The organism is Burkholderia sp. PR2, assembly GCF_052372875.1.
GTDB classification, from domain to species: Bacteria; Pseudomonadota; Gammaproteobacteria; order Burkholderiales; family Burkholderiaceae; genus Burkholderia; species Burkholderia diffusa.
In genome coordinates, this window is record NZ_JBQRWH010000001.1 from 905,952 (window position 1) to 927,201 (window position 21,250).

Below are 21,250 nucleotides of genomic sequence, written 5' to 3' on the forward strand. Positions count from 1 at the left end.
GGTCCCGACTTTGCGCGGTGCCGATTGCACCGCCGCCACCGACCGCCCGACCGCCGCATTGCGCCGGGCTCCGATTGCAAGACGGGCGCGTCGTCCGTCTGAACGAATTGATCCCCGGCATCCCGCCGGCCGCCGTCCCGTTGAGGGGCACGGCGCCGGTGAGCTCGCCGCGGCCGCGGTCATCACCTTGTCTGGAGGAATTGGTTTGGCAAAAGAAGAACTGCTGGAACTGGACGGAATCGTCGACGAAGTGCTGCCGGACAGCAAATACCGTGTCACGCTGGAAAACGGCGTCGTGGTCGGCGCGTATGCGTCGGGCCGCATGCGCAAGAACCACATCCGCATTCTCGCGGGCGATCGCGTGACGCTGGAACTGTCGATGTACGACCTGACCAAGGGCCGCATCAACTTCCGCCACAAGGACGCGAATTCGACGCGTCCGCAGCGCCCCGGGCAACCGCGTCGCTAAAGCAGTAGCGATCGGGCAGCGCAACGCCGCACCGATCGAAACCCGTCCGGCCCGTTGATGCGGCCGGGCACACCGGATGGACGGCGCGGCTCGCGCCGTTCGGCGGTCGCCAGCGGCGGGGCAGTGCTGCGGCGGCCGAGGCCGCATTCTCTCCGGTCGAATCGCCCGATTCGGCTCGCTTTTCCCGCACGCGTCGATTCGCCGCGCATCGCTTTCCCCACCCACGCCGGTCGTCGGCTGAATGCCCGTGTCTTGCCGCGCGCCGTGCCCGGCTTTACGCGCAGGCCGGCGTAGCCGTACACTCGTCGGCAATTCGCGGCCCGCGCACGCTGCAGCGCCTTTTCTTTCAGTTGCTTTCAGTGCCGCCGCGATCGTGCCAGCAGGACTTTCGTCGCGCGACGCCAGGAGGCGCCATGAGTGCAGACGCAGCCCCCGCAGCTCCTTCAGTTCCCGCAGTTTCGTCGGTTCAGGACCGCATCCGGCACGTGTTCGTGCTGATGCTCGAGAACCGCTCGTTCGACCATCTGTTCGCGCTGTCGGGCTATCCCGACATCGTTGCCGCATCACCGGGTAACAGCAACGCGTACGGCGATGCGGTCTACCCGTTCGGCGGCGGCGCACCCGACCGGATGCCGACCGATCCGTGTCACGAATTCACCGACGTGCTCGAACAGCTTTGCGGCACGGGCGTGCCGTTCGTCAAAGGGCGACCTTATCCGAGCATCAACAATTCGGGATTCGTGTCGAACTACGCGACGTCGCATTCCGAAGGCACGCCGCCGCAGCCAGCCGATGCGGGCAAGATCATGCAGGGCGTCAATATCGCGACGCAGGCGCCGTCGCTTTACGCGCTGGCAAACGCATTCGTGCTGTGCGACGCGTGGCACGCGTCGATGCCAGGGCCGACCTGGCCGAACCGCTTCTTCCTGCACGGCGCGTCGTCGGCCGGCCTCGACCATTCGCCGACCAGGGAGGAAATGGCCGGATGGGACGCGTTCGACGGCTTCCCCTATCCGAAAGGTTCGATCTTCGCCGCGCTCGGCGACGACAACTGGCGCATCTACCAGGACCAGTCGGGCGACCCGCTCGGCCACGTGCCGCAGGTGGCATCGCTGAAGGGCGTGAGCTTCTTCGACATCGACGACCTCGCGCATTTCGAAGCCGATCTCGCGGCCGGCTATACGGCGCGCTATACGTTCATCGAGCCCGGCTACGGCGACATCGTGCACGGCACCTACCGGAACGGCAGTTCGCAGCACCCGATGGATGGCCTGGCCGGTGGCGACCAGCTCGCCGCGCGCGTGTACGACGCGATCCGCAATTCGCCGGTGTGGGAGAGCAGCCTGTTCGTGATCTGCTACGACGAGCATGGCGGCTTCTACGATTCGGTCAGGCCGGGCGCCGCGCCGCCGCCGAACGATGGCGCGGCGGCGACGTTGAACGCGAGCGGCTTCGGGTTCGACGTGTATGGCGTGCGGGTGCCGGCGATCGTGATTTCGCCGTGGGTCGCGGCCGGGCAGGTCGACCATACGCCGTACGACCATGCGTCGGTCGCCGCGACGCTCGAGCGGCTGTTCGGCCTCGCGCCGCTGACGGACCGCGACCGTCTCGCGAACGACCTGCTGGCGCTCGTCACCACAACCTGCCGCACCGACTGCCCGCAAAGGATCGGATCATGAGTACGACACCGGCCCCGGACCCGCGCGATGCGCTGCCCGTGCGCGACGGCACGAGCCTGGTCGCGTATCTGCACATCCTGAAGAAAGCGCATGCGGCGCTGGTCGGCCATGACAAGGCCCATCAGCGCTTCAGCGAGATCGTGACGCGCGGACAGGCGCGGCAGTACATCGAGGAGCTGATGCCGACGCTGCTGCAGGCGCGCGCGGCGCATCGGCGCAAGCGGCACGGCGGGAAGCATCGTTGACGATGCGTGGCCGGGGCGGATCGATCCCGACACCCGAAATGAAAACGGGGCTTGCGCCCCGTTTCCCGTTGCTTCCGGACGAATGGCTACAACGTTCGCTCAGGCCGCGACTTCCCGCGCCCGCACCATCGTCAGCGCCGCGTCCTCGATCATGTCCTCCTGCCCGCCGACGAGCCGCTGGCGGCCCAGTTCGACGAGGATGTCGCGCGCCGGAATCCCGTATTTCGCTTCCGCACGCTTCGCGAACAGCAGGAACGACGAGTAGACGCCCGCATAGCCGAGCGTCAGCGCATCGCGGTCGAGGCGGATCGGTGCGTCCATGATCGGCACGACGAGATCCTCGGCCACGTCGGAAATCGCGAACACGTCGACACCCGTCTCGATCCCCATCCGGTCGCACACCGCGACGAACACTTCCATCGGCGTGTTGCCCGCGCCGGCGCCGAGGCCAGCTGCGGCCGCATCGATCCGGTTTGCGCCCGCGGCAACGGCCGCGACCGAGTTCGCGACGCCCATCGCGAGGTTGTGATGGCCGTGGAAGCCGAGTTCCGTGTCCGGCTTCAGCGCATCGCGCACCTGGCCGATCCGCGCGGTCACGTCGTCGGGCAGCATGTGGCCGGCCGAATCGGTGATGTAGATGCAGTTCGCGCCATACGACTCCATCAGCTTCGCCTGCACGACGAGCTGCTCCGGCGACGACATGTGCGCCATCATCAGAAAGCCGACCGTATCGAGCCCGAGTGTGCGCGCGAGGCCGATGTGCTGCTCCGACACGTCCGCCTCGGTGCAGTGCGTCGCGACGCGGATCGTGCCGACGCCGAGTTCGTGCGCCATGCGCAGATGCTCGACGGTGCCGATGCCGGGCAGCAGCAACGCCGATATCTTCGCCTGCTTCAACTCCGGAATGACGGCGCTCAGGTATGCCTCGTCGGTATGCGCGGGGAAACCGTAATTGACCGACGCGCCGCCGAGCCCGTCGCCGTGCGTGACCTCGATCAGCGGCACGCCTGCCGCATCGAGCCCGCGCGCGATGTTGCGCATCTGGTCGAGCGTGATCTGGTGGCGCTTCGGGTGCATCCCGTCGCGCAGCGACATGTCGTGGACGGTGATCTTCTTGCCTGCAAGTGACATCGTGTGACTCCTCGACTCAAGCGGTGGCGGCCGCAGCGGCCAGCATCTGTTCGGCGAAACGCTCGGCCGTGGCGGCCGCGGCGGCGGTCATGATGTCGAGGTTGCCCGCGTATTTCGGCAGGTAGTCGCCGAGCCCCTCGACTTCCATGAAGACCGACACGCGATTGCCGTCGAACACCGGGCCGTTCTTCAGCGTGTAGCCGGGCACGTAGCGCTGCACTTCCTTGACCATCGCATGCACGGAGGCTGTGATCGCGTCGACGTCGGGCGGGCCGTCGGTCAGGCAGTGGATCGTGTCGCGCATGATCAGCGGCGGCTCGGCCGGGTTGATCACGATGATCGCCTTGCCCTTGCGCGCGCCGCCGACTTGTTCGATCGCGCCGGACGTCGTGCGCGTGAATTCGTCGATGTTCTTGCGCGTGCCGGGGCCGACCGAGCGCGACGAGACCGTGGCGACGATCTCGCCGTACGCGACCGGCTGCACGCGCGACACCGCGTACACCATCGGGATCGTCGCCTGGCCGCCGCAGGTCACCATGTTCACGTTCATCTGCGCGCTGTCGAGGTGCGCGTCGAGGTTCACCGGCGGCACGCAATACGGCCCGATCGCGGCGGGCGTCAGGTCGATCATCTTCACGCCGAGCGCGGTGAGCTTGTCGGAGTTGTCGCGGTGCACGTAGGCGGAGGTCGCGTCGAACGCGATGCGGATGTCGTCGGCGACGACGTGCGGCAGCAGCCCGTCGACGCCCTGGTCGGTGGTCTTCAGGCCGAATTCGCGGGCGCGCGCGAGGCCGTCGGATGCCGGGTCGACGCCGACCATCCACACGGGTTCGAGCACGGTCGAGCGGCGCAGCTTGTACAGCAGGTCGGTGCCGATGTTGCCGGGCCCGATCAGTGCGCATTTGATTTTCTTCATCAGGTTCGTTCCTTTAGATAAAGCGGACGTCGCAACTGCCGATGCCGGAAATGTGCATCGACAGCGCGTCGCCGGCTGTGACCGGAATCAGTTTCGCGAGCGAGCCGGACAGCACGATCTCGCCGGCAAGCAGCGGCACGTCGTATTCGGCGAGGGTGTTCGCGAGCCACGCGACGGCGTCGGCGGGATGGCCGAGCGCCGCGTCGCCGCGGCCTTGCGCGACGCGCTCGCCGTTCTTCTCGATCGTCATGTCGCACGCGGCGAGGTCGAGCGTGCGTGGGTCGACGCGTGCTTCGCCGAGCACGTACACGCCGCACGACGCGTTGTCGGCGACGGTGTCCTCGATGCGGATCGCCCAGTCGCGGATGCGCGAATCGACGATCTCGAAGCATGGCGCGACGGCGGCGGTCGCGGCGATCACGTCGGTGCGGTCGATGCCGGGGCCGCGCAGGTCACGCGCGAGGATGAACGCGATCTCGCCTTCGGCGCGCGGCGCGATCAGCGATTCGGTGGCAATCGCCTCGCCGGCCGCGTAGTGCATGCCGGACAGCAGGATGCCGAAATCGGGCTGGCGCACGTTCAGCATGTCCTGCACGGCCTGGCTCGTCACGCCGATCTTCTTGCCGACCACCGCTTCGCCGCGCTCGACGCGGCGTTCGATGAAGCGCTGCTGGATGCGGTAGGCGTCGTCGAGCGACAGCCGGCGCGGGCGGCTCGACAGCGGCGCGACCGGTGCGCGTGCGTGCCACGCGGCGTACAGCTCGTCGCCGAGCGTCGTATGCAGGCGGGAAGACATGAAAGGGCCCTCGAATCTCGAATGGAAAAAGGCCGCCGTCGCGGGCGGCGTCGGGCGCCGGAGCGGGGCTCCGGCGCGTGGGTCGCGGGCGTGCCGCGTCAGCAGGTTGCTTAGTTACCCGAACTGCGGATCGCGTCCGGCGAGAAATACGCCTCGTTGAACTGCGGGCTGTTGTCGAGCTTCGGCATCGGGCCTTCGTTCGTCAGGCGGTCGGCCATGTACGCGCCGGAGATCAGGTCGTGGTAGAACACGACGCCCGGGTAGAACACCTTCGCGTCATACGCATACAGCGTCGTCGCGACGTTGGTGCGCCACAGCTGGCCGCGCGCGTCGTAGTTGTCGGCGAGCAGCGTCATCCACGAGTCCTCGTCGATGTACAGCACGCGCTTCGCATACTGGTGACGGTAATTGCTCTTCAGCGTCGCCTGCAGCACCCACACGCGATGCAGCTCGTAGCGGATGTAGGCCGGATTCTCGTGGCCCTTGGTCAGCAGGTCTGCATACTTCACCGAGGTGTCCATCGCCTTGTAGTTGTCGTACGGCACGTAGATCTCGCGCTTGCCGACGATCTTCCAGTCGTAGCGGTCGCCGGGGCCGTTGTACAGGCGGTCGTCGTCGACGGTGCGGAAGCCGCCCGGGCCCTGCGGCTGGTCATAGCCGTATTCGGGCGCCTGGCGCACGCGGCGCGTGCCGGGGTTGTACATCCACGTGCGCGACGAGTTGTCGGCGCCGGCCTTGTCCCAGTTCGTGAAGCCGACGATCAGCGAGCCGCGGTCGGACAACGGCAGCTCCGTCGCATTGCGGTAGTACGTGCGGTTGTTCAGGTCGCTCTTCACGTCGAACTTGCCGGAGTTGCGCGGCGAGTAGATGTCGTAGCGCACCTTGCCCCACGCGATGTTGCCGTCCGAGTACACGACCGCCTGGTCGTAGGTCGCTTGCTCGGCGCCGATCGCCGACGAGAAGCGCTGGTTCCACAGCAGCTCGGCGGCCGTCTTCGGGATCGGGTAGGGCACCGTCGGTGGCGCGTTCGTGAGGCCGTTTGCGTCGGATGTCATCGTCGAATCCGGCGCGTACGTGCGGATGTCCTTGTAGACGGAATCCGCGTAGCGGAAGTCGCGATGGCTCGGGTACACGTTGATCTTGAACGTGGCCGGGTAGCGCTTGAACATCGCCTTCTGGCCGTCGGTCAGGTGCTCCGCGTACTGCGCCATGTTCTCCGCGGTGATCGTCGCGACCGGCTTCTCGCTCGCGAACGGATCGGGGTAGCGGCTGCCGCGCTTGTACTGCACGTCGGGCGGCGTGCCGAGCCACTTGCCCGACCACTCCGGCACGCTGCTGTCCTTGCTCGCGGCGCGCACCGCGCCCATCGGCGTGAGTGGGCCGTCGAGCGCCTTCAGGTCGTCCGGCGTGACCTTCGGGAACGACGCCGTCGCGACGAGCGCGCACGCGGCCATCACCGACGCGCGCAGGAGGGGGAGACGAGTTCGTTTCATGACAAATCCTCTTCTTGCTGAGTGACGAGCGGCCGGGCCGCTCAGAAGTGGTAGGTCGCCGTGGCCAGCACGTAGTCCCGATCGGCAAGCGGACGCGTGACGGGGTTCGGCGAACCGAGGAACTTCGCGTAGACGAGCGCCAGCGACAGGTTGCTCAGGCGCGTGAACGTGACGCCGGCGGTCACGCGGTGGTCGCCCTGGCCCGTCAGCGAGCCGAGCGCGCCGGCCAGCGGCGAGGTACCCGCCAGGTCATGCGTGTACGTGAGCGGCACGTCGAGATCCCAGCCGTTGAACACGTTCTTGTAGCTGAGCGTCCAGGCCAGCTCGAGGGCGAGCGCGTTGCGCGAGTTCGCGAGGGTCGTCGAGCCGTCGACGGCCGAGATGCCGCCGGCGTGCACGTACGTGATTTCACCGACCAGCGATTGCGAATTCGCGAGGAAGCTCGGCCCGATCGAGTAGATGCCGGACAGGTTGAGCTGCGTGACGTTCGCGCGCGTCGCCTGCGCGCCGGTCGGCGTGTTGACGAGCACGGCCGCGCCCTGGCGGTATGACGCTTCGCCCGCGACGTTGACCGGGCCGACCTGCGTCGAGAAGCTCGCGCCGGTCAGCTTGATGTTGTTGAAATAGGTCTGCCGGTACTGAAGCACGGGATAGAACGACGTGACGACGCTCGGGTTCATGTCGTTGTAATGCAGGTGATACACGCCGAGCTCGGTATCGCCGAACACGCGCAAGCGTGCGCCGATACCCCACTGGTTGCGGGCGCTCGGTTTTTCGTCGGCCCCGCGCGGAATGATCATCCCGCCCGGGCCGATGATGAACTGCGCGCCCGGGCCGACCACGTCCGAATAGCTCCAGTAGGTGCCGGGCGCGGTCAGGCGGTTCTGCTGGAACGAGAACTGGTAGTAGCCGAGCAGGCTGAAGTTCGGCGTGATCTGCCACTGCGTCGAGATCTGCGGCACGGGCAGCAGGATGTCCTTCACCTGAGCGCCGGCGACATAGGACTTGGTGGCGTCGGCCGGGCCTTGCGCGCCTGCGATGTTCGGGAAGAACAGGCTTTCGCCCCAGGCGACCACCTGGTCGCCGACCTTGACGTTCAGGCTCGTCGTGCCGATCTTGAAGGTGTTGTACGCGTAGGCGGCGAGCAGTGTCGTGTGGCCGCCCGACCAGTAGCGGGCATCGCTCGTGAAGTTGTTGTACTGGCCCGACTGGTTCACGGTACCCGGAGCGTCGTTGTAGTTCGGGCGGTGATAGGCCTGATCGTAGAACGTACTCGCGCGGACGAGCACACCCCAGTCGTCGTGCTTCAGGTTCACTTCGCCGAGCAGGCTGACCTGATTCTCGATCAGCTTGTTCTTCGCGAAGTTGCGATCGCCGTCGTCGCCATTGATGTTCGCGGGCGTCAGCAAATTGCCGCTCGGTGCGCGCGTGCGCATGCCGAGGCCGTAACTCAACGTGAACGTGTAGTCCAGCGTCGTGTCGGCGCCAAGGTCGATCGTGCTGCCTGCGTGCGCGTTGGGAACGGCGCACGTGAGCAGCGCGGCGGCCAGCGTCGACAGCGTGGCGGTGGCCCGCTTGTCGGTACGGCGCGAAATCCGTTGATGCATGGTGTCTCCTCTGGGGTATCGACGACGGTCGACTGTGGTTGTCGTGAGAGGCAGAGTAGGGAGATCGCGGTAGCAGGGAATCGTCAAAATGAACTAGATGACTTCCCTAGGACTGGAAACGATCGGGGCGCGTCGGTCGCGTCGCGCGCGTCAGCGTGGTTCCGTTTGCGAGGCCGCCAGGAACGCGGGCCGTTCGCCGCCGCCGTCGAGCCGCAGGTTCGCGCCGGACGTGTACGACGCATCGGGCGACGCGAGGAACAGGCATGCCGACGCGACGTCGTCGGGCGTCGCGAGCCGTCCGGCGGGAATCGTCGCGCGGATCGCGTCGAGCGCGGCATCGTCGCCGTAATGGCCTTCGGTCGCGGATTCCGTCTGCACGAGGCTCGGGCTGATCGCGCACACGCGCACGCGCGGCGCCCATTCGACCGCGAGCGACGTGACGGCGTTGACGAGGCCCGCCTTCGCGGCACCGTACGCGGCGGTGCCGGGCGAGGGCCGCGATGCGCTGACGCTCGCGATGAACAGCATCACGCCGCCGTGCGGCTGCGGCTGCATGATCGCGTTCGCGCGTTGCGCGAGCTGCAGCGGCGCGATCAGGTTCAGCCGCACGATCGATTCGGTGAAGCGCGGCGATGCATCGGCCGCGAGCACGAACGGCGAGCCGCCCGCGTTGTTGACCAGCACGTCGAGGCAGCCGGTGGCGTCGCGGATCGTCGCGAGCAGCGCGTCAACCTGCTCGATGTCGCGCAGGTCCGCCGCGACGAAGGTGGCCGTTCGGCCGCCGGCCGAAGGCGGCGTGTCGGGTGCGCTGCGCCCGCATACGAACACGCGCGCGCCCGCCGCGAGAAACCGCTCGGCGATGCGCCGCCCGATGCCTTTGGTGCCGCCCGTCACGAGCACCGTCTTGCCGCTGTAGTCGAATCCGTTCATCGTCTGCCTCCGTTTCGGTGGCCCGATGATAGGAACAAGCGCGCGCGGTTTCGTAGTCTGAAAGGATGATGCCGGCCGGCGCCGGCGGCGCAATCATCGTGGCAGGCATCCATCGATCGACGAAGGAGACAATCCGCGATGACGACCCCCACGACGCCGCCGACCGGCATCTTCACCGACGTACCGGGCGGCCTGCGCCTGCATCATTTCGAGGCGGGCGAAGGCCGCCCGGTGGTGTTCATCCACGGCAGCGGCCCGGGCGCCAGCGGTTTCAGCAACTTCAAGCACAACTACCCCGCGTTCGCGGATGCCGGCCATCGCGCGATCGTCGTCGACCTGCCGGGCTACGGGCAGTCGTCGAAGCCGTCCGACGTCGCCTACACGCTCGATTTCTTCGTCGGTGCGCTGCATGCGCAGCTGTCCGCGCTCGGCATCGGGCCGGCCGTGCTGCTCGGTAACTCGCTGGGCGGTGCGATCGCGCTGAAATACGCGCTCGATTATCCCGACGAAGTCGACGGGCTGATCATGATGGCACCGGGGGGCGTTGAGGATCGCGACACCTATTTCCGGATGGAAGGAATCCAGCGGATGGTGAAGCTGTTCACCAATCGCCAGATGAATGACGACACCATGCGCGAGCTGCTGACGCTGCTGGTGCACGACGCGGCGATCGTCACCGACGGGCTCGTCGCCGAGCGGATGAAGGTGTGCGTCGAGCAGCCTACCGAAGTGCTGTCGACGATGAGCGTGCCGAACCTGACGGGTGCGCTCGGCGACCTGCGCTGCCCGGTGCTCGGCTTCTGGGGCACGGACGATCGCTTCAATCCGGTCGGTGGCGCGCTGACGTTCCTCGAACGCTGCCGCGACGCGCGCTTCGTGCTGCTGAACCGCTGCGGCCACTGGGTCATGGTCGAGCACGCGGCGTATTTCAACCGCGAATGCCTTGATTTCCTGGCGGCGCCTGGCGCGGCCGCGGCGCGATAATGCCGGATGCCCTTGATGACCGGCTCGTTCGAGGCCGGTTCGCCTGACTACACGGAGACACAATGAACCTCATCGAAGACCTGTTCGACCTGCGCGGCAAGGTGGCCGCGATCACCGGCGGCGCGCGCGGCATCGGCGCGGAAACGGCACGCACGCTGGCCGCGGCCGGCGCGAGCGTCGCGATCCTCGACGTGCTGTCGCAACCGGCGGAAGCGCTGGTCGAGGAAATCCGCGCGCAGGGTGGCCAGGCCGCGTTCTGGTCGCTCGACGTGACGCACGAGGCCGACGTGGCGCGCGTGTTCGGCGAGATCGTCGCGCGCTTCGGGCGCCTCGACGTGCTCGTGAACAACGCGGGCATCGAAGGGCACAACGTGCCGACGCACGAGCTCACGCTCGCACAATGGCAGCGCGTGCTGGACGTGAACGTCAACGGCGTGTTCCTGTGCACGCGTGCCGCGATTCCGCACATCGAGGCGGCCGGCGGCGGCTCGATCGTGAACCTGTCGTCGATGTACGGGATCGTCGGCGGTCCCGACGTGCCGGCATATCACGCGTCGAAGGCGGCGGTGCGGATGATGGCGAAGGTCGACGCGATGCTGTATGCGGCGAAGAACATCCGCGCGAACTCGGTGCACCCCGGCTATATCCGCACGCCGATGCTCGAGGAGGCGTTCCGCCAGATGGGGCAGAACCCCGACGACGTGTTTAGTTATCTGCAGACGCACGTGCCGATGGCGAAGATCGGCAGCCCGCGCGACATCGCGGCCGGCATCCTGTATCTCGTGTCGCCGGCGGGCCGCTACGTGACGGGTGCGGAGCTGGTGATCGACGGCGGATACACCGCGCGCTGACGCGTCGCGGCGGTCGAAACGAAACAGGAGACAGGCAGTTGAAAGCGCTCGTGGCAGTGAAGCGCGTGGTCGACGCGAACGTGAAGGTCGGCGTGAAGTCCGACCGCACCGGTGTCGACATCGCGAACGTGAAGATGTCGATGAACCCGTTCGACGAAATCGCGGTGGAAGAGGCCGTGCGATTGAAGGAGGCCGGCGTCGTGACGGAGGTGGTGGCGGTGTCGGTCGGTGTCGCCCAGGCACAGGAAACGCTGCGCACGGCGCTGGCGATCGGCGCGGATCGCGCGATCCTCGTCGAATCGAACGACGGCGTCGAGCCGCTGGCGGTGGCGAAGATCCTGAAGGCGCTGGTCGACAAGGAACAGCCGCAACTCGTGATCCTCGGCAAACAGGCGATCGACGACGATTCGAACCAGACGGGTCAGATGCTGGCCGCGCTGGCGGGCCTGCCGCAAGCGACGTTCGCGTCGAAGGTGACGATCGCCGATGGCCGCGCCACGGTTGCGCGTGAAGTCGACGGCGGTGCGGAAACGCTGTCGCTTCAACTGCCGGCCGTCGTCACGACCGACCTGCGCCTGAACGAGCCGCGCTACGTGACGCTGCCGAACATCATGAAGGCGAAGAAGAAGCCGCTGGAAACGGTGAAGCCGGAAGACTTGGGCGTGGACGTCACGCCGCGTCTGAAGACGCTGAAGGTGGTCGAGCCGCCGAAGCGCGCGGCCGGCTTGAAGGTGCCGGACGTGAAGACGCTGGTCGAGAAGCTGAAGACCGAAGCCAAGGTGCTGTAAGAGGGAGCGGACGAACATGACGATTCTGGTAATTGCCGAGCACGACGCGGGATCGGCAGGCGGGGCTTCGCCGATCAAGGCGGCGACGTTGAATGCGGTGGCGGCGGCTGCCGAGGTTGGCAAATTCGTCGGCGGCGACGTTCACGTGCTGGTCGCGGGACACGCCGCGCAAGCAGCGGCAGACGCAGCGGCGAAGATCGCAGGCGTGTCGAAGGTGTTGCTGGCCGACGCGCCGCAGCTTGCGGACGGGCTCGCAGAGAACATCGAAGCGACGGTGCTGACCATCGCGGAGCACTACTCGCACATCCTCGCGCCGGCAACCGCCTACGGCAAGAACATCGCGCCGCGCATCGCCGCGAAACTGGACGTCGCGCAGATCTCGGACATCACGGCGGTCGTTTCGGCCGACACGTTCGAGCGTCCGATCTACGCGGGCAACGCGATCGCGACGGTGCAGTCGAGTGATTCGGTCAAGGTGATCACGGTGCGTGCGACGGGTTTCGATCCGGTTGCAGCCGTTGGCGGCAGCGCAGCGATCGAGAAGATCGAAGCGGCGGCCGATGCAGGCAAATCGCAGTTCGTGAGCCGTGAAGTGACGAAGCTGGATCGTCCGGAGCTGACGTCGGCGAGCATCATCGTGTCGGGCGGCCGTGGTCTGGGCAGCGGCGAAAACTACACCACGGTGCTGGAGCCGCTGGCCGACAAGCTCAATGCCGCACTCGGCGCATCGCGCGCGGCAGTGGACGCCGGCTACGTGCCGAACGACTATCAGGTCGGCCAGACCGGCAAGATCGTCGCGCCGCAGCTGTACATCGCGGTCGGCATCTCGGGTGCGATCCAGCACCTGGCCGGCATGAAGGATTCGAAGGTGATCGTCGCGATCAACAAGGATCCGGAGGCGCCGATCTTCAGCGTGGCCGATTACGGCCTCGTCGGCGACCTGTTCACGCTCGTTCCCGAAGCGGCCGCGGTGCTCTGAGCGATGCCGCTGTTCGAATTCAACGGCATGCGGCCCCGCGTCGATCCGACTGCGTACGTTCATCCGAGCGCGGTCGTGATCGGCGACGTGACGATCGGCGCGGGCTGCTATATCGGCCCGCATGCGAGCCTGCGCGGCGACTTCGGCGCGATCGTCGTCGAGGCAGGCAGCAACGTGCAGGACGGCTGCGTGCTGCACGTCGGCATCGGCGAGACGTGCCGGCTCGGCGTGAACAGCCACATCGGGCATGGCGCGATCGTGCACGGCGCGACGCTCGAACCGGACACGATGGTCGGGATGAACGCGGTCGTGATGGACGGCGCGACGATCGGCGCGACGACGATCGTTGCCGCCTGCGCGTTCGTGAAGGCCGGCTACGACGTGCCGCGTGGCGTGCTGCTCGCTGGCGTCCCGGGGCGCGTGGTGCGGCGGCTGAGCGCCGCGGAGATCGACGCGAAGGCGAATGGCACGCGGGTCTATCAGCGGCTCGCGGTGGATTGCCTGACGACGCTCAGGCAGATCGACGGCGCGTAAGCGATGTGCGTCATCGATCCGGCGGCGATGATTGCCGACGAGAAAGCCGTCGTCGGGCGGCGTGAATGCTGCAAACCCGCGTGCGTCGAGCACCGAACGCAGCCGTGCCGACAGCGCGGTGCCATCGATTTTCTCGGGGTTTGTGCGGATGGCGATTGGCCGTCGTGCATGCCGGTCGTGACGTTCGCGCGGGATCGATTGCCTGATGCGGCGTCGTTGTCTTAAGATCGGCGTCAGACCATCCCACCGCCTCAGGCGCCGAATGAAAACGACCATACGCCTGCGCGTCGCCATCATCGCTTCGGCTTTCGCCGTCTATCACGTATTCATGCACGTCCAGTGGGTCGCCAGCGGTTGCATCGCGTTCCTCGGCAGCCGGCATTGCAGCTTCGAGAACAGTGCCAATTTCGAAGGAATGATGGACCTCGACCTGCTGCTGACCTGCGCGTGGGTCGCGGGCGCGATGATGGGGTGGTTCGCCATCGCACGTGCGCCGAGGAAGCCCGGTTAGCCGAGCGGGCGTCCCGCAGCCGCCTATCGAGTGCGCACCGGCGCGGGCCGGTCGTGAAGGAACGCGAGCGACAGCGCCGCGAGACCGCAGCTCGCGATGAGCATCAGCAACGCGCCCTTGCCGGCGTGCACCATCACCCAGCCGCCGACCGACGGAAAGCCGAACGTGCCGATGAAATACGACGCGACGAACCACGTCAGCACGCCGTGCCGTTGCGTATCCGCGCAATCGTGGAGCGCCTGCGCCTGGATGACCGGATACATGAGCCCGTAGCCGGCGCCGAGCAGCACGGCCACGACGGACTGTAGCGATGCATGCTCGGCGGCGCCGAACATGGCGAGCGCACCGAGCATCATCATCATGAGCAACCCCTTGGTCGCGGTTTCGGGGCGCGCCATCCTAACCCATTTCCCGAGCAGCCAGCGCGCACTCAGCACCGTCATCGTGTAAAGGCTGAAGAATGTGCCGGCACGCGCCTGCGTGCCTTGCATGAGCGACATCTGGAACGTCATCAGGCCGGAAAACACGCAGGTGCCGAGTGCGATCATCGCGATCGGCGCGGCCGCGCGCGTGCGCGAGATGGCCCGGAGTTCGCGCACCCAGCGGCCACCGGACGCAGCGGCGGGCGGGTGCGGACACAGGCGACCGAACGCCTCGAACATCAGCGACGCGATCGCGCACAGCGCGCCGACCGCATAAAGCGTGTCGTCGATCGACCAGTGGAGCAGGCGCATCGCATACGCCGAGAACGCGGGGGACATGCCGATCCCCGTCATCTGGAAGGTCGCCGAACGGAAGAACCACACGTTTCGGGTGGCGCCGCTCGTGCGCTCGGCAAGCGACATCGGCGCGGCCAGATGAAACGCGCCCCAGCCGAAGCCGACCAGGAAGCCGGACGGCAAATCGGCCGCCGGCGCGCGCCCGACGAGTGCGAAGCCGACGATGCCGGCGCCGATGCACAGCGACGACAGCGCGGCGATTCGCGCGGCGCCGATCTGCCGCGAGAACCAGCCGACCACCGCCAGACCGGCGAAGGTGCCGACGGTCGCGGCGGCCAGTGCGGCTCCGGTATCGAGATCGCTGCCGCCAATCGCGCGAAAGCGCATCGATAGCAGGAAGGTTGCGCCGTAACCGCCCGCGGTGAGCAGGGTGCCGACGAGAAAGAGCAACGCAGTTTGAACGCGCATGACAGCCATCCGGGGCGGCAGAGACGGTCAGGAAATCGTCGATTGCGAGACAGTATGGACCAGGACCGATGCGGGATGCCCGCATTTGCGATGACGGGATCGTGCCGTCGGTTTATGCCGGACATGGCTTGATCATGGTGCGCCGGACGCGCCGTTTCGTGCGGTGCGGCCCGCGTCGCAGGCGCCGCACGGCGACGCTGAATTCGTCGGATCAGCGTCGTTGCACGCCGCCGCTCACGGCGTTTTCTTCGCTCGTTCGCGCGTCTCGCGCGTCCTTTGCTTTCCCCTGTGCGCTGCACTAGATTCGAAGCATTACTTGCCACCGAACGCACGAGGTGAAGCCATGACGCCATGGGAAATTCAGGGGACCGAACTGATGAACTGCAATTGTTCATACGGTTGCCCCTGCCAGTTCAATTCGTTGCCGACGCACGGCAACTGCGAAGCGATGGGTGCGATTTCGATCGACAGCGGCCACTACGGCGACGTCGTGCTCGATGGCGTCCGGATCGCGGTCGTGTTCCAGTGGCCGGGGCCGATTCACGAAGGCCGCGGACGGTGCCAGCCGATCGTCGACGAGCGCGCGAGTCCCGCGCAGCGCGAGGCCGTGCTGAAGATCATGACCGGTCAGGATACCGATCCGTTCGCGACGATGTTCTCCGTGTTCGCGTCGACGCTCGAGCACGCATACGATCCGATCTTCGCGAAGATCGATTTCGACGTCGATGTCGATGCGCGGCGCGGCCGGATCGGTGTCGAGGGCGTGTTCGACATCGTCGGCGAACCGATCCGCAATCCGGTGACGGGCGCGGAGCATCGCGCGCGGATCGACCTGCCGCACGGCTTCGAATACGAGCTGGCCGAGATCGGTTCGGGCACCGGCCGGTCGCATGGCCACATCGAGCTGAATCTCGAGCGGAGCTACGCGCAGTTCGCGCGGCTGCACCTGAACAACCACGGGCTGATCCGGCATCGCGTCGCGGCATGATCCCCGTCGGCGATTTTCTCGGGCGCGAGCGCGTCGTCACGCTGCTCGGCATGACCGCGCTCGTCGGCGCGTGCTGGGTCTACCTGTGGACGGGCGCGGGTACCGGCATGTCGGCGCTGGACATGACAGCGGTGGCGTTGTTCCCGCATCGGCTGGCCGACGACATGGGGACCATGGATCCGTCGCTTGCGACCGTGGTCCTGATGTGGTGGGTGATGATGATCGCGATGATGACGCCCAGCGCGGCGCCGCTCGTACTGTTGTACCGGCGGGTGCTGCGGCATCACGGTGCGCAAGGAGCCGGGGCGGCTTTGACGTCGGCGTTCCTGCTGGCGGGCTATCTGGCCGCGTGGCTCGCGTTTTCGGTCGCCGCGGCCGTGCTGCAGACGCTGCTGCAGCCCGCCGGCCTGATCTCCGGAATGATGCTGTGGTCGAAGAGCGCCGTATTGTCCGCGATCGTCCTCGCGCTGGCCGGCGCCTATCAATTCTCGCCGCTGAAACAGGCGTGCCTGCGGCAATGTCGGTCGCCGGTCCGGTTTCTCACGACGTACGGGCGCCCGGGACTCACGGGCAGCTTCCTGCTCGGCGTGCGGCACGGCGCGTATTGCGTGGGCTGCTGCTGGCTGTTGATGGCGCTGCTGTTCGTCGGCGGCGTGATGAACGTCGTGTGGATCGTCGCGTTGTCGCTGTTCGTGCTCGTCGAAAAGGTGCTGCCGGGTGGCGAGCGCGTTGGCCGCGCACTGGGCGTCGTGCTGATCGCGTGGGCGGTTGCGACGTTGCTGGTGTAGCGGGCGCGTTCGTCATGGCGGAACAACGGAGTGTCCCGATGAAAATCCGATACCTCGCCGTCTCCGTTCTCGGCGCGATGGCCGTCGTTGCGACGCCGGTGCGTGCGGGCGGGAGCGTGCCCGACATGAACATGGGCGACATGAAGATGTCGGCGCCGGATTCGGCTTTGACCGATGCCGAAGTGAAACGGATCGATGCCGCGCACGGCATGGTGACACTGAAGCACGGCGCCCTCGAGAACGTCGGGATGGCGCCGATGACGATGGCGTTCAAGGCCGGCGACCCGGCGATGATCGAGTCGCTGCACGTGGGCGACAAGATCAAGGTCCGGGTCGAGCGCGTGGGGGGCACGCTGACGATCGTGAAGCTCGTGCAACGGCAGTAACGGTCGCGCAAGCGACCGCTTGCCTGGCGACCGTCACGGGCCGGTCGCCGGCGCTAACCCGGTCCGTCACCGGAATCGCCGCCGGCTTCGGCAAAATTCAACTCGACGCCATTGCCGGCCGGGTCGGTGAAAAACAGCTGCAACTGGCGCGTGAGCGGCACGTACGTGCGTGCGTACCGGACCTGCGCGTCGGCCAGGCGCCGTTCCATGTCGGCGGCGTTCTCGCACGAAAACGCCATATGGTCGAACGTGTTGACGACGTGCGGCGGCCGGACCTCGCCGGGCCGCGCTTCCGACAGATGGAGGATCGCCTGCGCCCCCGCGTAGAGCCAGTAGCCGTTGCTCTGGAACGGCGGTCGGTAGCCTGGCTGGAGGCCCACGACGTTCACATAGAAATCGCGCAGCGTATCGAGCGTGGCACGATCCGCGCGCAGGTTGTAATGATTGAGTCCGATGACTGACATGGCAGGTTGTCCGGTTCGAGCAAGGTGCGCACCGCACAGCATCGCGCAACGCGGGGTGTCGTGTCACCCCCGAATGCCTTTGACCGCCGCTGCCGGGCGCGCGAGCCCGCGCGCCGGCAGTGGCGTCGACATCACGATCGACGTGCGCGTTTCGCCGTAGAGGTTGATGCGCTCGATCAGTTGCTCGAGGTGCGCCATGCTGACGGCGACGAACCGCATCACGTAGGAATCCGCGCCGGTCACGTGATGGCACTCGACCACTTCGGGAATCGTCTCCAGCAGCTTCAGGAATTTCGCCTTCGCCGGCTGCTGCACCGTGATGCCGATCAGCGCGCTCACCGGGTAGCCGGCCGCGGCCGGATTGACCCGCGCCGTGTAGCCGTCGATCACGCCCGCCGATTCGAGGCGCTTCACGCGTTCCGTGACCGCCGGCACCGACAGGTGAACCTGGCGCGCCAGTTCCGTGTAGCTGATGCGGCCGTTGGCCTGCAGCAGCGCGAGTATCTTCCAGTCGAGTTCATCCATCGCGGCGGAGTTTTTAAGGTGAAAGGCTCATTTTTCCTTAAAAACCGCCTTCAGCGGCGACCGGACTTTCCCTACGATGCGGTTCATGTCATTGCATGTCGCGAGGAGCCGGCCATGCTGTTCATCAAGTCCGTCGTGATGGGGTTGTCGATCGCGGTGCCGGTCGGCCCGATCGGCATGCTCTGCATTCAGCGCAGTCTGAGCCGCGGCTTTCACGCGGGTTTCGCGACGGGCATCGGCGCCGCGTGCGCCGACGCCATCTACGGGCTGCTCGGGGCACTGGGCGTCGCAGGCATCGTCACTGCGTTTCCGATGCTGACCGTCACGCTGAAAATCGTCGGCGGCGCGTTCCTCGTGTGGCTGGCCTGGTCCATCGCGCGGCAGGCGCCGGCCGCGTCTGCGGTGCACGACGTGCCGCGCGCGACCGTGCTTCGCGATTTCCTGACGACCTTCGGCCTCACGCTGTCGAACCCGATGACGATCCTGTCGTTCGTCGGGATCTTCGCGGCGCTCGGCCCGCTGGCGGGCACGCATGAAGGCGCGATGGGGCCGCCCGTGACCTTGATGGTCGCGGGCGTGTTCCTCGGATCCGCGACGTGGTGGCTGTGCCTGAGCAGCGCGACCGCCGCGTTGCGCACGAAGATGCCGCTGACGTTCATGCGCGGGCTGTCGCGCGTATCCGCAGCCGTGATCGCGGTGTTCGGCGCGATCCAGTTGATCGCGGGCATGCACGGCGTCGTCTGGTCATGACGCGAATCGCGGCATCGACACACCGCGCGCGCGGTCAGAACGTGTAGCTGACCTTGCCGAACGCGGTGCGGCCGAGCGTGTTGTAGCCGTACGCGGTCATGTACTGACGGTCGAACAGGTTCGACAGCGTCGCCGACACCGTCAGGTGCGAATTGATCCTGTACGACGCGCGCAGGTTCACGGTCAGGTACGACGGCAGATACGTCGTGTTGGCCGGGTCGTCGAACGTCGTGCCGCCGTAGTTCAGCGACGCGCCCGTGCTCAGTGCATGCAGGTGGAATTCGTCCCACGTGTGGTCGACGTTGACGCTGACCGTCTGGCGCGGCCGGCGGTTGAGCCAGCTGTCGTTGGTTTCGTCCTGGGGATTCAGGAAACCGATCGCGATGCTCACTGGCGTATGGCGGCCGATCGTGCCCTTGTACGACAGGTCGATGCCGCGGATATGCGAGCGACCGATATTCATCGGCGAGCGCGTCGCGGGGTTGTACGCGATCAGGTCGTTGATGCGCGTGTCGTAGATCGCGGCGCTGAACGTGCCGTACGCCGTGTTCGCGTCGAGCGCGGCCTCGACCGAATCGCTGCGTTCCGGGTTCAGGTCCGGATTGCCGTAGCCCGGGTAGTACAGGTCGTTGAACGAGGGAAGGCGGAACGCGTTGCCGTAGGACACGCGGGCCGTATAGACCGGCGTGATGGCCCACGACAGCGCGGCATTGCCGGTGTTGACGGCCTTCCCGGCGATGATCTCGTGTCGCCCCGCGACGAACATCGTCACGCTGCCGAGCGTCGCCGACTGATGCAGCGAGAACGCGGAGTCGTTGCGCGTGGGCACGCCGTCGGGCACGTCGACCGGCAGGAATGCCTGTTCGCGCGTGAAGTCGTACGCGACCTTCGTCTCGCCCGACAGCGGCAGGCCGAACAGTCGGGAGCCATGCTCCTGGTGGGTCAGCGACGTCGACGAACTGATGCGCTGCGAGTTGATCTGGTCGGTCGGGATCGTCGGGTCGCTCGCATACAGGAACTGGCGGTCGTTCGCATAACCGAACGACTGGTCGAACTGGGTGTCGGGTGTGATGTCGAGATGGAACGCAATGCCGGTCGTCAGCTGATGATCGAGCTCGCGATTCGCAAAGCCGGCGTTGTCATAGGACAGGTCGGAGCGGTGATACAGCGCGAACGTCGAGATCGACCAGTTGTCGCGCGCGTAGCCGAGTCGCGCATCGAGGTCCTGCGCATGATACGGATTGCGGCCGGCCTCGTGGCCGTACGCGAACGGTCGCGTCGCGTCGATGCCGGCCGTGTTGTAGTCGTGCAGGCCGAGCGTGTAGGTGAGGCCGCCGAGCGCGGCGAGCGGCCCCGTCGGCGGCACGGTGCCCGACGTGCGCAACTGCGTGTCGAAGGTCTTGTTCGAGCCGCCACCGAACGACACGGTCGTCTGGTTCGGCTGGCCGGCGGCGCGGCGCGTGAACAGTTGCACGACGCCGCCCATCGCATTTGCGCCGAACGATGCGGCGGCCGGCCCCGAGATCACCTCGACGCGTTCGAACGCGTCGGTCGGCAGGTCGGCCCACGGTGCGATGCCGGTCGTCGGCGAGCCGATCCGGATGCCGTCGATGAACACCGCGACCTGGTTGGCGGACGAGCCGCGGATGCTCACGGACGCGGACGAGCCGGGGCCGCCGTTTTGCGAGACGGTCACGCCCGGCAGCGTCGCGAGCGCCTGCGTGATGCTCGGGTCGCTCGGCGACAGCCGATCGAGATCGGCGCGCGTGAGCACCTGCGTCGTCGCATAGCGCTGGTCGAACGATTCGGGCAGGTGCCGTGTGTCGGTCACGCTGATCGTCGGCAGGTCGGCGGCTTCGGCGGGTCGGGGCGGCTGCGGGAGCGCCGCGTCGCCTGCGGCATGGGCGATCGGGGCGAACAGCGCCGTGGCGGCGGACGTGGCGAGAAGGTGGCGAAGATTCATGAGGCAATGAACGTGATCGTGTTGCAGGTACGGCGAGCGTAAGCGGGTGGCGGTGCGTACCGCCCGGGTTCGTGTTGGTCTATCGCGAGACCGGGGAGCGTGGGCGGTCGTCGCGAGGATCGGACGACACGGCACGGCGCACGCGTGCGCACACGCCGCGCCCATGGCTGGCGGGCGCGACGGCACGACGCTTCCGGCGAGGAAGCGGAGGCGGAAAGACTGGACATCTGAAGGGTCCTGAGGTCGGGTCGTCCATGCAACGGGGCGACCGCCAAAGGTGGCGCCT

24 protein-coding genes are annotated in these 21,250 nt (G+C 66.9%); 14 read left to right on the plus strand and 10 right to left on the minus strand.

All coding sequences use genetic code 11. The features are described 5' to 3' along the window. Positions 1-205: 205 nt before the first annotated feature. The 3 genes from infA (at position 206) to ACT2FV_RS04070 (ending at position 2,393) form a co-directional block, all read left to right on the plus strand. Positions 206-469: a translation initiation factor IF-1 gene (infA, locus tag ACT2FV_RS04060; RefSeq protein WP_059600526.1), complete on the plus strand. Its 264-nt coding sequence runs from the start codon at positions 206-208 to the stop codon at positions 467-469. A 413-nt stretch (positions 470-882) separates the two neighbouring features. After that, on the plus strand, positions 883-2,148 hold the full coding sequence (locus ACT2FV_RS04065; RefSeq protein WP_444503266.1) for an alkaline phosphatase family protein: 1,266 nt from the start codon (positions 883-885) through the stop codon (positions 2,146-2,148). Next, positions 2,145-2,393, plus strand: a complete 249-nt coding sequence (locus ACT2FV_RS04070; protein ID WP_124622815.1) for a hypothetical protein — start codon at positions 2,145-2,147, stop codon at positions 2,391-2,393. Before ACT2FV_RS04065 ends, ACT2FV_RS04070 begins: the two co-directional genes overlap by 4 nt. A gap of 99 nt (positions 2,394-2,492) precedes the next feature. On the opposite strand, the gene dmpG is transcribed toward ACT2FV_RS04070, so the two are convergent. The 6 genes from dmpG to ACT2FV_RS04100 all read right to left on the minus strand — a co-directional run bounded on the left by dmpG (position 2,493) and on the right by ACT2FV_RS04100 (position 9,266). Continuing rightward, positions 2,493-3,524: a 4-hydroxy-2-oxovalerate aldolase gene (dmpG, locus tag ACT2FV_RS04075; RefSeq protein WP_444503267.1), complete on the minus strand. Its 1,032-nt coding sequence runs from the start codon at positions 3,522-3,524 to the stop codon at positions 2,493-2,495. 16 nt (positions 3,525-3,540) lie between these two features. Next, complete coding sequence (locus tag ACT2FV_RS04080; RefSeq protein ID WP_444503268.1) at positions 3,541-4,440, minus strand: acetaldehyde dehydrogenase (acetylating); 900 nt, start codon at positions 4,438-4,440, stop codon at positions 3,541-3,543. 13 nt (positions 4,441-4,453) lie between these two features. Continuing rightward, positions 4,454-5,236, minus strand: coding sequence for a 2-oxopent-4-enoate hydratase (dmpE, locus tag ACT2FV_RS04085; RefSeq protein ID WP_059600521.1), 783 nt, complete (start codon positions 5,234-5,236; stop codon positions 4,454-4,456). Between the two features lie 110 nt (positions 5,237-5,346). Beyond that, on the minus strand, positions 5,347-6,729 hold the full coding sequence (locus ACT2FV_RS04090) for a DUF1329 domain-containing protein (protein ID WP_444503269.1): 1,383 nt from the start codon (positions 6,727-6,729) through the stop codon (positions 5,347-5,349). A gap of 41 nt (positions 6,730-6,770) precedes the next feature. Continuing rightward, the gene (locus tag ACT2FV_RS04095; RefSeq protein ID WP_444503270.1) at positions 6,771-8,336 is read right to left on the minus strand and encodes a DUF1302 domain-containing protein; all 1,566 of its coding nucleotides are present in this window, start codon (positions 8,334-8,336) and stop codon (positions 6,771-6,773) included. Positions 8,337-8,486: 150 nt separating this feature from the next. Beyond that, the gene (locus tag ACT2FV_RS04100; protein ID WP_444503271.1) at positions 8,487-9,266 is read right to left on the minus strand and encodes an SDR family oxidoreductase; all 780 of its coding nucleotides are present in this window, start codon (positions 9,264-9,266) and stop codon (positions 8,487-8,489) included. A 138-nt stretch (positions 9,267-9,404) separates the two neighbouring features. On the opposite strand from ACT2FV_RS04100, the gene ACT2FV_RS04105 reads away from it, so the two are divergent. From ACT2FV_RS04105 to ACT2FV_RS04135, 7 genes are all read left to right on the plus strand, one after another. Further along, positions 9,405-10,250 (plus strand): alpha/beta fold hydrolase, encoded by an 846-nt coding sequence (locus ACT2FV_RS04105; RefSeq protein WP_444503272.1) that lies wholly within the window; start codon positions 9,405-9,407, stop codon positions 10,248-10,250. A gap of 62 nt (positions 10,251-10,312) precedes the next feature. Beyond that, positions 10,313-11,101: an SDR family NAD(P)-dependent oxidoreductase gene (locus ACT2FV_RS04110; protein ID WP_151049453.1), complete on the plus strand. Its 789-nt coding sequence runs from the start codon at positions 10,313-10,315 to the stop codon at positions 11,099-11,101. A gap of 38 nt (positions 11,102-11,139) precedes the next feature. Then, complete coding sequence (locus ACT2FV_RS04115; RefSeq protein WP_444503273.1) at positions 11,140-11,889, plus strand: electron transfer flavoprotein subunit beta/FixA family protein; 750 nt, start codon at positions 11,140-11,142, stop codon at positions 11,887-11,889. A gap of 16 nt (positions 11,890-11,905) precedes the next feature. Then, entirely contained in the window at positions 11,906-12,868 is a 963-nt protein-coding gene (locus ACT2FV_RS04120; RefSeq protein ID WP_444503274.1) for an electron transfer flavoprotein subunit alpha/FixB family protein, read from the plus strand. Positions 12,869-12,871: 3 nt separating this feature from the next. Continuing rightward, positions 12,872-13,402 carry an acyltransferase gene (locus ACT2FV_RS04125; protein ID WP_124900890.1) on the plus strand — a complete coding sequence of 177 codons (531 nt, stop codon included), beginning with the start codon at positions 12,872-12,874 and terminating at the stop codon, positions 13,400-13,402. Positions 13,403-13,405: 3 nt separating this feature from the next. Continuing rightward, positions 13,406-13,627 (plus strand): hypothetical protein, encoded by a 222-nt coding sequence (locus ACT2FV_RS04130; RefSeq protein WP_444503275.1) that lies wholly within the window; start codon positions 13,406-13,408, stop codon positions 13,625-13,627. A gap of 37 nt (positions 13,628-13,664) precedes the next feature. Further along, complete coding sequence (locus ACT2FV_RS04135) at positions 13,665-13,913, plus strand: hypothetical protein (RefSeq protein WP_174911665.1); 249 nt, start codon at positions 13,665-13,667, stop codon at positions 13,911-13,913. A 23-nt stretch (positions 13,914-13,936) separates the two neighbouring features. On the opposite strand, the gene ACT2FV_RS04140 is transcribed toward ACT2FV_RS04135, so the two are convergent. After that, a complete protein-coding gene (locus tag ACT2FV_RS04140) occupies positions 13,937-15,100 on the minus strand; it encodes an MFS transporter (RefSeq protein ID WP_444503276.1) in 1,164 nt (387 codons plus the stop codon). A gap of 343 nt (positions 15,101-15,443) precedes the next feature. On the opposite strand from ACT2FV_RS04140, the gene ACT2FV_RS04145 reads away from it, so the two are divergent. Genes ACT2FV_RS04145 through ACT2FV_RS04155 form a run of 3 tightly spaced genes read left to right on the plus strand, consistent with a single transcriptional unit; the run spans position 15,444 to position 17,262 of the window. After that, entirely contained in the window at positions 15,444-16,088 is a 645-nt protein-coding gene (locus ACT2FV_RS04145; RefSeq protein ID WP_444503277.1) for a DUF1326 domain-containing protein, read from the plus strand. Further along, the gene (locus tag ACT2FV_RS04150; protein ID WP_444503278.1) at positions 16,085-16,876 is read left to right on the plus strand and encodes a DUF2182 domain-containing protein; all 792 of its coding nucleotides are present in this window, start codon (positions 16,085-16,087) and stop codon (positions 16,874-16,876) included. The genes ACT2FV_RS04145 and ACT2FV_RS04150 overlap by 4 nt, the downstream gene beginning before the upstream one ends. A gap of 38 nt (positions 16,877-16,914) precedes the next feature. After that, positions 16,915-17,262, plus strand: a complete 348-nt coding sequence (locus ACT2FV_RS04155; protein WP_444503279.1) for a copper-binding protein — start codon at positions 16,915-16,917, stop codon at positions 17,260-17,262. Positions 17,263-17,315: 53 nt separating this feature from the next. On the opposite strand, the gene ACT2FV_RS04160 is transcribed toward ACT2FV_RS04155, so the two are convergent. Further along, positions 17,316-17,726, minus strand: coding sequence for a VOC family protein (locus tag ACT2FV_RS04160; protein ID WP_444503280.1), 411 nt, complete (start codon positions 17,724-17,726; stop codon positions 17,316-17,318). 63 nt (positions 17,727-17,789) lie between these two features. Then, the gene (locus tag ACT2FV_RS04165) at positions 17,790-18,251 is read right to left on the minus strand and encodes an Lrp/AsnC family transcriptional regulator (protein ID WP_124900883.1); all 462 of its coding nucleotides are present in this window, start codon (positions 18,249-18,251) and stop codon (positions 17,790-17,792) included. Between the two features lie 114 nt (positions 18,252-18,365). Between ACT2FV_RS04165 and ACT2FV_RS04170 the strand changes: the two genes are divergently transcribed. After that, entirely contained in the window at positions 18,366-19,001 is a 636-nt protein-coding gene (locus ACT2FV_RS04170) for a LysE family translocator (RefSeq protein ID WP_124622783.1), read from the plus strand. A 34-nt stretch (positions 19,002-19,035) separates the two neighbouring features. On the opposite strand, the gene ACT2FV_RS04175 is transcribed toward ACT2FV_RS04170, so the two are convergent. Continuing rightward, positions 19,036-20,964 (minus strand): TonB-dependent receptor domain-containing protein, encoded by a 1,929-nt coding sequence (locus ACT2FV_RS04175; RefSeq protein WP_444503281.1) that lies wholly within the window; start codon positions 20,962-20,964, stop codon positions 19,036-19,038. Positions 20,965-21,250 lie beyond the last annotated feature (286 nt).

What these genes read in the sequence shown, in the direction of transcription:
- ACT2FV_RS04065 (WP_444503266.1), top strand. Translation starts at nt 883, where the DNA reads ATGAGTGCAGACGCAGCCCCCGCAGCTCCTTCAGTTCCCGCAGTTTCG.
- ACT2FV_RS04070 (WP_124622815.1), top strand. Translation starts at nt 2,145, where the DNA reads ATGAGTACGACACCGGCCCCGGACCCGCGCGATGCGCTGCCCGTGCGC.
- dmpG (WP_444503267.1), bottom strand. Translation starts at nt 3,524, where the DNA reads ATGTCACTTGCAGGCAAGAAGATCACCGTCCACGACATGTCGCTGCGC.
- ACT2FV_RS04080 (WP_444503268.1), bottom strand. Translation starts at nt 4,440, where the DNA reads ATGAAGAAAATCAAATGCGCACTGATCGGGCCCGGCAACATCGGCACC.
- dmpE (WP_059600521.1), bottom strand. Translation starts at nt 5,236, where the DNA reads ATGTCTTCCCGCCTGCATACGACGCTCGGCGACGAGCTGTACGCCGCG.
- ACT2FV_RS04090 (WP_444503269.1), bottom strand. Translation starts at nt 6,729, where the DNA reads ATGAAACGAACTCGTCTCCCCCTCCTGCGCGCGTCGGTGATGGCCGCG.
- ACT2FV_RS04095 (WP_444503270.1), bottom strand. Translation starts at nt 8,336, where the DNA reads ATGCATCAACGGATTTCGCGCCGTACCGACAAGCGGGCCACCGCCACG.
- ACT2FV_RS04100 (WP_444503271.1), bottom strand. Translation starts at nt 9,266, where the DNA reads ATGAACGGATTCGACTACAGCGGCAAGACGGTGCTCGTGACGGGCGGC.
- ACT2FV_RS04105 (WP_444503272.1), top strand. Translation starts at nt 9,405, where the DNA reads ATGACGACCCCCACGACGCCGCCGACCGGCATCTTCACCGACGTACCG.
- ACT2FV_RS04110 (WP_151049453.1), top strand. Translation starts at nt 10,313, where the DNA reads ATGAACCTCATCGAAGACCTGTTCGACCTGCGCGGCAAGGTGGCCGCG.
- ACT2FV_RS04120 (WP_444503274.1), top strand. Translation starts at nt 11,906, where the DNA reads ATGACGATTCTGGTAATTGCCGAGCACGACGCGGGATCGGCAGGCGGG.
- ACT2FV_RS04125 (WP_124900890.1), top strand. Translation starts at nt 12,872, where the DNA reads ATGCCGCTGTTCGAATTCAACGGCATGCGGCCCCGCGTCGATCCGACT.
- ACT2FV_RS04130 (WP_444503275.1), top strand. Translation starts at nt 13,406, where the DNA reads ATGTGCGTCATCGATCCGGCGGCGATGATTGCCGACGAGAAAGCCGTC.
- ACT2FV_RS04135 (WP_174911665.1), top strand. Translation starts at nt 13,665, where the DNA reads ATGAAAACGACCATACGCCTGCGCGTCGCCATCATCGCTTCGGCTTTC.
- ACT2FV_RS04140 (WP_444503276.1), bottom strand. Translation starts at nt 15,100, where the DNA reads ATGCGCGTTCAAACTGCGTTGCTCTTTCTCGTCGGCACCCTGCTCACC.
- ACT2FV_RS04145 (WP_444503277.1), top strand. Translation starts at nt 15,444, where the DNA reads ATGACGCCATGGGAAATTCAGGGGACCGAACTGATGAACTGCAATTGT.
- ACT2FV_RS04150 (WP_444503278.1), top strand. Translation starts at nt 16,085, where the DNA reads ATGATCCCCGTCGGCGATTTTCTCGGGCGCGAGCGCGTCGTCACGCTG.
- ACT2FV_RS04155 (WP_444503279.1), top strand. Translation starts at nt 16,915, where the DNA reads ATGAAAATCCGATACCTCGCCGTCTCCGTTCTCGGCGCGATGGCCGTC.
- ACT2FV_RS04160 (WP_444503280.1), bottom strand. Translation starts at nt 17,726, where the DNA reads ATGTCAGTCATCGGACTCAATCATTACAACCTGCGCGCGGATCGTGCC.
- ACT2FV_RS04165 (WP_124900883.1), bottom strand. Translation starts at nt 18,251, where the DNA reads ATGGATGAACTCGACTGGAAGATACTCGCGCTGCTGCAGGCCAACGGC.
- ACT2FV_RS04170 (WP_124622783.1), top strand. Translation starts at nt 18,366, where the DNA reads ATGCTGTTCATCAAGTCCGTCGTGATGGGGTTGTCGATCGCGGTGCCG.
- ACT2FV_RS04175 (WP_444503281.1), bottom strand. Translation starts at nt 20,964, where the DNA reads ATGAATCTTCGCCACCTTCTCGCCACGTCCGCCGCCACGGCGCTGTTC.